11 protein-coding genes are annotated in these 10,552 nt (G+C 71.6%); 4 read left to right on the forward strand and 7 right to left on the reverse strand.

Going from position 1 to position 10,552, the window contains the following annotated elements; all coding sequences use genetic code 11:
• The gene (locus tag KDL01_RS14935; RefSeq protein ID WP_212529082.1) at positions 1-1,584 is read left to right on the forward strand and encodes a DUF1349 domain-containing protein; all 1,584 of its coding nucleotides are present in this window, start codon (positions 1-3) and stop codon (positions 1,582-1,584) included.
• Positions 1,581-2,378: an ABC transporter permease gene (locus tag KDL01_RS14940; RefSeq protein ID WP_212529083.1), complete on the forward strand. Its 798-nt coding sequence runs from the start codon at positions 1,581-1,583 to the stop codon at positions 2,376-2,378. The genes KDL01_RS14935 and KDL01_RS14940 overlap by 4 nt, the downstream gene beginning before the upstream one ends.
• A 41-nt stretch (positions 2,379-2,419) precedes the next feature.
• On the opposite strand, the gene KDL01_RS14945 is transcribed toward KDL01_RS14940, so the two are convergent.
• From KDL01_RS14945 to KDL01_RS14965, 5 genes are all read right to left on the reverse strand, one after another.
• On the reverse strand, positions 2,420-3,268 hold the full coding sequence (locus KDL01_RS14945; RefSeq protein WP_212529084.1) for a PIG-L family deacetylase: 849 nt from the start codon (positions 3,266-3,268) through the stop codon (positions 2,420-2,422).
• Positions 3,269-3,441: 173 nt separating this feature from the next.
• Positions 3,442-4,161, reverse strand: coding sequence for a VOC family protein (locus tag KDL01_RS14950; protein WP_212529085.1), 720 nt, complete (start codon positions 4,159-4,161; stop codon positions 3,442-3,444).
• A gap of 68 nt (positions 4,162-4,229) precedes the next feature.
• Complete coding sequence (locus KDL01_RS14955; protein WP_212529086.1) at positions 4,230-4,985, reverse strand: YqjF family protein; 756 nt, start codon at positions 4,983-4,985, stop codon at positions 4,230-4,232.
• Complete coding sequence (locus tag KDL01_RS14960; RefSeq protein ID WP_212529087.1) at positions 4,982-5,467, reverse strand: VanZ family protein; 486 nt, start codon at positions 5,465-5,467, stop codon at positions 4,982-4,984. The genes KDL01_RS14955 and KDL01_RS14960 overlap by 4 nt, the downstream gene beginning before the upstream one ends.
• Before the next feature lie 311 nt (positions 5,468-5,778).
• The gene (locus KDL01_RS14965) at positions 5,779-6,906 is read right to left on the reverse strand and encodes a phospholipase D-like domain-containing protein (protein ID WP_212529088.1); all 1,128 of its coding nucleotides are present in this window, start codon (positions 6,904-6,906) and stop codon (positions 5,779-5,781) included.
• Between the two features lie 156 nt (positions 6,907-7,062).
• Between KDL01_RS14965 and KDL01_RS14970 the strand changes: the two genes are divergently transcribed.
• Entirely contained in the window at positions 7,063-7,248 is a 186-nt protein-coding gene (locus tag KDL01_RS14970; protein WP_212529089.1) for a hypothetical protein, read from the forward strand.
• A gap of 69 nt (positions 7,249-7,317) precedes the next feature.
• Here the strand turns inward: KDL01_RS14970 and KDL01_RS14975 are convergent, their stop codons facing one another.
• A complete protein-coding gene (locus KDL01_RS14975) occupies positions 7,318-7,461 on the reverse strand; it encodes a DUF3040 domain-containing protein (RefSeq protein WP_212529090.1) in 144 nt (47 codons plus the stop codon).
• A gap of 81 nt (positions 7,462-7,542) precedes the next feature.
• The gene (locus KDL01_RS14980) at positions 7,543-9,132 is read right to left on the reverse strand and encodes a serine/threonine-protein kinase (protein ID WP_212529091.1); all 1,590 of its coding nucleotides are present in this window, start codon (positions 9,130-9,132) and stop codon (positions 7,543-7,545) included.
• 373 nt (positions 9,133-9,505) lie between these two features.
• Here KDL01_RS14980 and KDL01_RS14985 point away from each other — a divergent pair, with 373 nt between their 5' ends.
• A complete protein-coding gene (locus KDL01_RS14985) occupies positions 9,506-10,531 on the forward strand; it encodes a glycosyl hydrolase 53 family protein (RefSeq protein WP_212529092.1) in 1,026 nt (341 codons plus the stop codon).
• Positions 10,532-10,552 lie beyond the last annotated feature (21 nt).

Here is a 10,552-nt window from a genome sequence, read left to right on the forward strand (position 1 = left end):
ATGACGGACCTCGATCTCGCCCGGCCCGCGCCGACCGCCTCATATCGCAGTACCCTGCCGCCGAGCAGGGCGGGCTTCGCGCAGCTCGTACACGCCGAGCTCACCAAGTTCCGCACCGTGCGCGGCTGGTCGCTCGGCCTGGTCGGCGCGGTCGTGTTCATGGTGCTGATGTCGCTCTCCGGCGGGCACAACGGCGGCAACTGCGTCAACGGCGTCTGCTCGGCCGGTCCGAGCGATCCGACCTACGCCCCGAGCGGCATCCCGGTGACCGACGGCTTCTACTTCGTGCATCAGACCCTTGACGGCGACGGGTCCATCACGGTCCGGATCGCGGCCATGACCGACACGCTCTCTCCCGCCGGCCCGCACGAGCCGGCCCCGAACCCCGGCGCCGCCGAGACGTGGGGCAAGGCCGGGATCATCCTCAAGACGAGTCTGACCCCCGGCTCCGCGTACGCGGCGGTCCTGGCCACCTCCGGCCACGGCGTGCGGATGCAGTACGACTACACGCACGACATCGCGGGCAGCTCGGCCGCCGCGACCCAGGACGACCCCCGCTGGCTCCGGCTCACCCGCTCCGGCGAGGTCATCACCGGCTACGAGTCGGCCGACGGCTCGAACTGGACCGAGCTGGGCACGGCCACGCTGCCTGGGCTGGGCACGAGCGTGCAGGCGGGCATGTTCGCCGCGTCCCCCGAGTATTCGCAGAACACGCAGTTGCTCGGCGGCCTCGAGAGCAGCGCCTACAACAGCACGGCGAGCGCCCGGATGGACCACGTCGCCCTCCAGGGTGACTGGCCGCAGGGGGCGTGGACCGGCACGGCCTTCGACTACGGCACCGGCAGCTACGCCGCGGACTCCGGCGACGGCACCGACGCCGACACCGCCTACGTGGTCAGCGGTTCCGGCGACATCGCCCCCGAGGCCGGCCTGCAGGACACCTCCCAGATCGCCGAGTCCGGCGCGTTCCTCGCCCTGATCGTGCTCACCGTGCTCGCCACCCAGTTCGTCACGGCCGAGTTCAAGCACCGGCTGCTCGGCCCGACCATGGCCGCGAGCCCGCGCCGCGGCCGCCTGCTCGCCGCGAAGTCGCTGGTGGTCGGGACCGCCGCGTTCACGGTCGGCCTGGTCGCCTCCGCCATCGCAGTGCCCTTGTTCGACCGGATGTGGCCGGCCGGGGCGCTGTACAAGGTCGGTGCGCTGACCGAGGCCCGGGTCGTGCTCGGCATTTCCCTGCTGCTGGCCGTCTTCGCGGTCCTGGCCGTGGCCGTCGGCGTGATCGTGCGCCGCAGCGCGGTCGTCATCACGACGGTGCTGGTGCTCGCGGTGCTGCCGTACCTGCTCGCGGTCGGCTCGCTGCTGCCCGGGGGAGCGGCCGACTGGCTGCTGCGGGTCACCCCCGCCGCGGGGTTCGCCATCGCTCAGACTATCCCGGTCTATCCGCAGGTGGACGGCATCTACCAGCCCTGGGGCGGGTACTACCCGCTCGCGCCGTGGGCCGGATTCGCGGTGCTGTGCGCCTACGCGGCGCTCGCGCTCGGCGCGGCCTGGCTGGTGCTGCGGCGACGGGACGTGACCGCATGAGGTACGCCCTGCACGCCGAGTGGACCAAGGCCCGCACCGTCGCAGGACCGGCCTGGCTGCTGCTGGCCGTCGCGCTGCTGACGATCGGTCTGGGCGCGGTCGTCGCCGAAGCCTCGGCCCTGGCCTCCTCCGCCTCCGCGGCGCTCGCGGCGCACCAGAGCGAGGACGGGGTGAAGCTCACCCTCGGCGGCGTCCAGCTGAGCCAGGCCGTGGTCGCGATCCTGGCCGTCCAGGCGGTCTCCGGCGAGTACGCCACCGGCATGATCCGCTCCACGCTCACCGCGATCCCGCGGCGCGGCGTCGCCCTGGCCGCCAAGGCCTGCGTCACGGTCGGCCTGGCCTGCGCCGCGGCCGTGCCCGCGGTGTTCGGCGCGTTCCTGCTCGGGCGGGCCATCCTGGTCGGCCACGGCTACACCCAGGCCGCCGGCTACCCGGCGATGGCCCTGACCGCCGCCAGCACCCTGCGCGCCACCCTGGGATCAGTGCTCTACCTCGCCCTGATCGCCCTGCTGAGCATGGGGATCGCGGTACTGGTCCGGGAGAGCGCGATCGCGATCGGCGCGGTGCTCGCCCTGCTCTACCTCTTCCCGCTGCTGGCCCACGTGGTCAGCGACCCGGTCTGGCAGCGGCACCTGCTCCAGATCGGGCCGATGAGCGCAGGGCTGCTGGTACAGAACACCACGGGTGTCAGCACACTGCCGCTCAGCCCGTGGGCCGGCCTCGGCGTGCTGGCGGCCTGGGCGGCGGCCGCCGTGGCCGCGGGCGCCTTCGCGCTGCGCCGCCGGGACGCGTAGCGGCGCGCCCCGGCGGCAGGCAAAACCCTTGTTCGTCGGCCTCAGCGCAGGCCGGCGAACAGGTCGTCCTCGGGCAGCGCGGCGCCGGTGGTGTCGCGTACCCGCACGAAGGTCTCCCGGCCCATCAGCGCGGTGAACCGCTCCTCGCCCAGGTTCAGGAAGAAGATGCTGTCGCTCTGGCTCGCATAGGCCTGCAGCGCCTTGAACTTGGCCGGGCCGTAGGCGGCCACGTCGACCCAGGTGGTGATCTCCTCGTCCGGCAGGCCGATCTCCGGCGGCGCCTCGGCCGCCTCGGCCTGCTGCGCCGCCTCCCGCTCGTCCCAGTCCGCGCCGGCCTCCTCGATCAGGATCCGCTGGAACTCGGCCATCATCGAGCGCGGCGCGGTGGTCCAGTAGACCTTGGCCGGGCTGCCGGAGAGCTCCAGCGCGGCCATGGTCACCCGGTTCGCCTGGATGTGGTCGGGGTGGCCGTAGAAGCCGTTCTCGTCGTAGGTGACCACGACGTCGGGCTGGTGGATGCGGATCAGCTCGGCCAGCCGGGCCGCCGCCTCCGCCACCAGGGTGCGCCAGAACGCGTGCGGCGCGTCGTTCTGCGGCCAGCCCATCATGCCGGAGTCGGCGTAGCCGAGCATCTCCAGGTGGCTCACCCTCAGCACGGCGCTGCTCTCCGCGAGCTCCTCGCGCCGCAGCGCCGCCACGACCGCAGGGTCGTGCCCGGGCTCGCCCGGCTTGATGCCGCCCGGCGCGTCCCCGCAGGCTCCGTCCGTGCAGGTCACCAGTACGGTGCGGACACCCTCGGCGGCGTAGCGCGCCAGCACTCCGCCGGTCGTGGTGGCCTCGTCGTCCGGGTGGGCGTGCACCGCCATCAACGTCAGTGGTCGATCAAGCATGATTCACATCCTACGCCGAGCCCGCCGTCCTGATCGCATTCCACGACAAAGGCGGCAGGCTCGCGTGCGGCGGGGCGGTCACGGGCGGGGCCATCGCGCCCGCGACCGCCGCCGTCCGCGCCGCCGGCGCGGCCGGAGCTGAGCGGGGCTCAGATCCGGCGCGGCGCGGCCGCTCAGTCGCCGAGGGCCAGACAGAACGGGTGGCCCACCGGATCGGCGAACACCCGGAAGTTGTCGTTGCCGCCCTCGAGCCGGGTGGCCCCGAGCTCCACCGCCCGCGCCTGGCCCGCGTCCAGGTCCTCGACCAGGATGTCGAGGTGGAACTGCTGCGGACGCGCGGGATCGGGCCACGCGGGCGGGGTGTAGCCGGTCACGTTCTGGAACATCAGGCTGGTGACCCCGCCCGCCGCCAGCGCGCCCTCCGGGCCCTCGTAGGTGACCTCGATGCCGAGCAGGTCGGCGTAGAACCGGGCAAGGGCCGAGGCGTCCGGCGCGTCCACGGTGATCGCGAACAGCTCCACCGCCTCGCCAAGGCCGTCCTTCTGGCACAGGTCGAACGGGTGTCCGGCCGGGTCGGCCATGGTGATCCAGGAGGCGCCGGTGGCCAGCCGGGTGGCGCCGAGCCTGACGGCCCGTTCGGCCGCCTCCTCGATCCCGTCCACCTGGAGGTCGAGGTGGTACTGCTGCGGCAGCTCCTGGCCGGGCCAGCGCGGCGCGAGGTGGTCGGGGACGAGCTGGAAGGAGACCCGCCGTCCGTCGTCGGTCTCCAGGGTGATCCACTCCGTGTCCCGCCGCAGCACCTTCCAGCCGGCCAGGTCGCCGTAGAAGTCGGCGAGCCGGTCGACGTCCAGGGTGTCGAGTACGACCGCTTCGATACGTCCTGTCAGAGTCATGGGACCATCCTGCCTCGGCCCACCGACAATTTCCGGCATAACCGGCGCGCGTGGCGCAGCCGGCCGGATCAGCGGTCCGTACGCGGCAGCGGCGGCCCGAAGCGGACCGGCACACCGGGCGAGTAGAGCACGCTCACCGGCGGCCCGGCCAGCTCCTCGAGCGCGGGCAGCCCGGCGGCGCGCACCAGGTCCTCGTCGCAGCGCAGCAGCTCGGCCCGGTGCAGCGGCCAGCTCGGGTGCTCGTTCGGCAGGTACATCGGGCGGCCGAGCCAGGAGTTGTGCAGCCCCCAGCGCGCGGTGAGGAAGTGCTCGAGTTCGCCGGGCTGCTCGATCTCCTCGCCGATCCGGATCGAGATCCGGCTGTGCGCGCCGCGCGGCCCGGGCCAGCGGCGCCGGCTGGCGTAGTCGAACTCCCGGCCGCGCTGTTCGACGGACATCTCGGCCCACACGTACGGCAGCCGGAACCCGATGCGTGCGGTGAGCACCGGCAGCAGCCGCGAGGCCTCGAGCGAGCGGAACACCACGCCGCGCCGCCCGGCCTCGTCCACCGAGTACAGCCGCACGTTCGTCTCCGGGAAGGTGCCGAGATACGGCAGCCCCGGCAGCGTGCCCCAGCCGATCCGGTGCATACGGAAGGCGATCAGGCCCACGTACGTCACCCCGTCGAGCACGTCGGGCACGGATCCGGCCGGCAGCAGCGGCTCGACCGCGGCGGGCGGCACGGCCCAGTGCAGGAAGGCCAGGTCCAGCCAGGACTGGGACAGCAGCGTCCGGCGCAGCGGACGCGGCGTGGTTGGGGTGAGCGGCTCGGCTCGCGGGGTCACGCGCTCTTCGTACCACGGCGGCGGGCCGCCGAGCGGGCAAGCCTGCGCTGCCACCAGTGCAGGTGCTGCGGATGCAGCCGCATGCCGAACATCCGGCCGAGCGGGACGTAGCCGAGCGCGGCGCCGACCGCGGTGAGGATGAGCACGTCGACGGTCAGCGGCGTGCCGGGGACGAACAGGTACTGCACCCCCTCGACCCCGGCCACGAACAGCGCCGTGAACGCCTCGACCCGGATCAGGCCCCGCAGATGCGGGGTGATCTGCGGCAGCAGGAAGCCCAGGATGAACCCCAGCGCCACGTTGCCGCCGATCTGGAAGACCTGTTCCTGGATGGTCCCCAGCCGCAGGTAGAGGCGGATCGCGGCGAGCGGATGGAGGTTCGGATGGCTGAACGCGACCGCCCCGGGCGTCGGCACGAGCGTGATCATCAGCAGCTCGAGCACGCCCAGGACCAGCAGCAGCAGCGCCAGGCTGCGCAGCATCGCCTTCGCCGCGCGCTCCCCGCGCGACTGCCAGTGCAGCCGCGTCCGCGGCGCGGCCTGCGCCGGTGCGTCCGCGGCCGGCTTCCGCTTCGGCTTCGGTACCGGCTTCGGCTTGGGTTCCGCCTTCGGTTTCGGTACCGGTTTGGCCTTCGGCTCTGCCTTGGGCTCCGCCTTGGGTTTCGGTACCGGCTTCGGCTTCGGTTCCGTTTTGGGTACGGCCTCGGCGTCCTTCGGCGTCCGCCGAACCCGCTCCCTGAGCTGCTCGCGCATTCCGTCCTCCCGGGCGAACGCAATACCCCGAAGTCGGGTACTCACACCTTGGTCCCGCCCGCGAAGTCGGCCGAGACCTGATGCTCGATCAGGTCGATGTCCGGCTTGTCCCGCAGGACGATGCCGAGCTCGCGGTTCTGGTTGAGCGAGTTCGAGGTCATGTTCATCGAGCCGAGCTCCACGGTCTGGTCGGCCAGCCCGTAGTCGGCCACCACGATCTTCGCATGGATGTACAGGCCCGTGGAAGAGGAGTAGCCGACCACCTTGCCGCCCGCCGCGACCACCTTGGCTATCGAGCTCTTGTACTGCGACGGCGACTCCACCACGATCCGCACCGCCACCCCGGCCTTGGCCTTCGCCGCCAGCGCGTTGACCACGGCCGTGTCGTTGAACTCCTCCGCCTCCACGTCCAGGCTCTTGTGCGCGCCGTTGATCACCGCCAGGACCCGGTCCTGGGCCGTGGTGGGGGACCAGAGCAGGTCGTCGGCGTCCGACGGGGTGACCGACTTGTGCGCGTAGTCGGCGTCGAAGACGGTGACGACCGCCGCCACGTCCTTCCTGTCGGTGTCGAAGTAGCCGAAGTCGCGGGTGAGCGAGTAGTAGTTCGAGGTCAGATTGCCGGTGAGGATCAGCGATTCGCGGCCGTCGACGGTCAACGTCTTCTGATGCGTGTACGAGTAGGCCGTGGAGGACCAGACCACGCCGACGCCCGCCTTGGTCAGCGCGGCGTACGCGGACTGGTTCGTGCTCTTCTCCTTCTGGTCCAGGATGACCCGCACGTCCACCCCGGCCTTCTTGCGTGCGATCAGGTCATTGACGGCCGCGGTGTCGTTGAGCTCGTACATGGTCATGTCGATGTTCGTGTGCGCGGAGTCGATGAAGCGGTAGAAGGTCGGCTCGCTGGTGGTGCCGGTGGCGAAGACGAACGCGCCGGACGTGGTCGCGCCGCCGGTGTCGGCGCCGGAACCGGCGCTGGTGGCCGGGCCCGTCGCGCTGTTCGAGCCGGATCCGGAGCCCGAGCCGAGGCTGGGCAGTTTTCCGTTGTGCGCGTGCAGATACGCGTACGCACACACGATCACCGCCGCCAACGCCAGGAACACGCCGTAGCCGCCGCCGCGCGACGATCTCCTGCTCCTACGCTTGCTGCTCGTGCGCCGCGAGCGCGCCATCCGCCCGACTCCCTTCGCTCCGGTCCGTGCGCCCTTCGCGCGGTCCGCACCTCCCCATGCTCGGCGCGGCGCGGGCTAAACGGCGGCTCGGGTTTGGCGGCCGCGGGATCGGGTCACACGATCGATCTCGTTCCGTTCGACGATGAGGAGGACCCCATGCAGGGCGGAGGCCAGTTCTTCCGGTCGGAGCTCGGCGATCCCCACGGTCTCGATCCGCACGCGCGCGAACGGCGTGACGCGGCGCCGGATCCGGCCAAGCCGCGCCGCCACCAGGCGCAGCACGGCAAGGGGCACAAGCCGTTCGGCTGGCTGCATCCGCGGCACGAGCCGCGGCACCACTGAGTACGGCCCCTGGGTACGGTCACTGAATCCGACTGCTGAGTACGTCCCGTGAGCCAGGGGCCAGGCCGGTCAGGCGTCGTCGCCGGAACGTCGGCGCCGGCGCCTGCTCGGCTTCTTCTTCAGCCGGTCGAAGCGCATGGCCCATCGGGGGTGTTCGAACACCAACTCCTGCTCGATCAGACTGAGGATCTGCTCCTCGCGTGCCGATAGCATCCGCTCGCCTCCGTCGCCCTGCGCACCGTGGGTGAGCCCGGGTACCCCGGCGGCGCGCCTTTACGCGGGTGCGGGCCCGGATCAGTTCTGGGCGGTGGCGGTGGCGGTGCCCGTGGCGGTGCCCTCGGAGGTGGCGGCGACGGAGACGGTGAAGGAGGCGAGCGCCTGGATGGGCCCTGCTTCGGCCTCGACCACGTAGTCGCCCGGGGTCGCGTTCGCCCGGTGCTCCTGGGTGGCCGGGTCCACGGTGGCCAGGATCGACCCGTCGGCCGCGGCGTAGACGCTGAACGGCTCCTCCGCCGAGGTCTCCAGGATGATCCACACCAGGCGTCCGGGCGGCCAGCCGGTACCCCGCACCGTGAAGACGCCGCGGGTTCCGCCGGTCCCGGGCGTGACGGTGAGCGTCGCCGGGTACGCCGCGCTCTGGCTGGGCGCGTTCGGCGGCGGGTTCCCCTGCCCGCCCTGGTTCGGCGGCGGCGGATTCTGGCCGCTGACCCCGGCCGCGGCCAGGGAGCTGCTCGTCTGCACCGGGGACGGGGTGGGCCAGGCGTGGACCACGCTGTAGACGAGCCCTGCGGCGATGCCGAGGACGGCGGTCGAGGAGGCGGCCACCGCCATCCAGGTCCGGCCCGCGCCCCGACGGGAGGAGTTGTGCTTGCGGCGCGGGGGCTTGCGCGGATTGCGATGCGCGTGCCCGGCCGAGGGCTGCTCGCCCACGTGCGTCACGTGCGTCCGCCCGGGACCGGCGTCGTCCGCGAGCCCGTACTGCTCGCGCAGCCGTTCCCCCTCGGCGGCGCGGTTCGCGATGAGCGCGAGGCCCGCCTCCGGCAGCGGCGTGTCGCCGATGTCCGCGGCGAGCGCGTCCAGCAGCTCCGCACACGCGGGCCGGTCCGCGGGGTCGCGGGCGAGGCAGGCGGTGAGGGTGGCCACGAGCCGCTCGGGCACGCCGCTGAGATCCGGCGCGCTCGTCATCAGCTGGTAGATGGTGGCCTCGACGCCCGGGCCGGGGAAGGGCAGGTGCCCGCAGGCCGCGAAGATCAGCGTCGCGCCGAGCGCGTACACGTCGGTGGCCGCGGTCGGTTCCTCGCGCCGGTTGATCTGCTCCGGCGCCATGAACGCCGGGGTCCCCGGATGCGTCCCGCTGCGGGTCAGGTGCCCGGAGTCGGTCGCGTAGGCGAGCCCGAAGTCCAGCAGCAGCGGCGCGGACGCGGTCACCAGGATGTTGCCCGGCTTCACGTCCCGGTGCACCAGGCCGGCCCGGTGCACGTCCATCAGGGCGCGTATACAGCCGTCGGCCAGCCGGCGCACGCAGTCCTCCGGCAGCGGTCCGCAGGCCTCGACGAGCTCGCCCAGGGTCGGCGCCGCGACGTACTCGGTGGCCAGCCACAGCGGCGCGGCGAAGGGCTCGGCTCCGATGACCCGCGCGGTGTGGGTGCCCGAGACCCGCCGCGCCGCGCGGATCTCCCGGACGAAGCGCTCCCGGTAGGTGGCGTCGGCCGCCAGCTCCGGCCGGATGACCTTGACCGCGGCGAGCCCGACGGCCTGGTCGTACCCGAGGAACACCCGCCCCATCGCCCCGCCGCCGAGCACCCCGAGCACCTCGAACGTCCCGATCCGCTCCGGGGCCTCGAAATCCGCCCCGTACGCCTGCGGCCTGGTGCCTTCCGTCATGTCCGCACTCTCCCCACCCTCAGCCCACGAACATGCTATCCGGCCGAGCCGTGCGGGTCCGCCCGGTGGGAAAGCAACACGGAACCGATTGTATGTGGTGTGTTTCTCCCCGATGCGGATTCCGGACACCTCGACCCGTCACCGTGCACTGATTTGTGATCGCTCCCGGGCCTCGGGCCGCCGGACGCATGAAAGATTCAGTCCTCGAGCATCTATGCGATCGACTTGGTACTTCATCTTGCCAGCTCAGTGATGCGCGGCGGGCTGCGAGCGGACGGCGGGTTCAAGGCCTCTCAGAATACTGTTGCCGGACGGCCGAGATCTCCGTAGGTTTTCTGGGAGCGTTCACGGAACCCGCGACAAAGGAGTCACGATGGGCGGACGAGGATTGACCAGGCGGAATCTGTTGCAGGCCTCGGCGATCGGGGCCGGAGCGCTGGCCCTCGGCGGCCTTGGCTCGGCGCCGTCGGCCGCGGCGGCCACCTTCTACGCCGGCGCCGACGTCAGCTGGGTGCCGCAGATGGAGGCCACCGGCTACACCTGGCTCAACGCGAGCGGGGTGCAGGAGGACATCCTGACCATCCTCAAGGGCTACGGGCTCTCCGCGGTGCGCCTGCGCACCTGGGTCAACCCGTCCAGCGACCCGGTCAACGGGCACTGCAGCATCGACGAGACCGCCGCGATGGCCGTGCGGGCCAAGGCCGCCGGGCTGGCCGTGAACATCGACTACCACTTCGGCGACACCTGGAACTCGGTCGGCGTGCAGAACCCGCCCGCCGCGTGGGCGAGCATGACCTACAGTCAGATGCTGACCGCGATGTACAACTACGTGTATCACACGATGAATGTGATCAAGTACAACGGCGTCACGCCCACCTGGGTGCAGATCGGCAACGAGATCAATTCCGGGATCTGCCACCCCGTCGGCAGCGTGTCCAATCCGGCCCAGATGACCGGCCTGCTCAACGCCGCCCACGACATGGTCAAAGAGGTCTTCCCCAGCGCCCAGGTCGTGATCCACCTGGCCCAGCCGCAGAACTACAGCTCGATGACCACGTTCTTCAGCGCCTTCAGCGGCAACGGCGGAACCTGGGACATGAACGGCTTCTCCTCCTACGGCAGCGCGAGCGTCGCGGCCGGGATCGTCGCCAACATGGCCGAGATCTCCAACGCCTACGGCAAGCCCTATATGCAGGTGGAGTTCGGCGGAGACGTCAGCAAGGTCGGCAGCACCGAATCCGCACTCGAGGCCTACGCCACCGCGCTCAAGGCCAACGGCGGCCAGGGGCTGCTGTACTGGGAGCCCGAGGTCTACTCGCCGTTCACCACCTACGCCATGGGCGCCTGGGACTCCACCACCCGCGAACCCACCGCGATCATGAACGGCTTCACCGCGTAGGTGGCCCGCACCTGTCTCTTA

This window comes from Actinospica durhamensis (genome assembly GCF_018139695.1).
In the GTDB taxonomy this organism is placed as follows: Bacteria; Actinomycetota; Actinomycetes; order Streptomycetales; family Catenulisporaceae; genus Actinospica; species Actinospica durhamensis.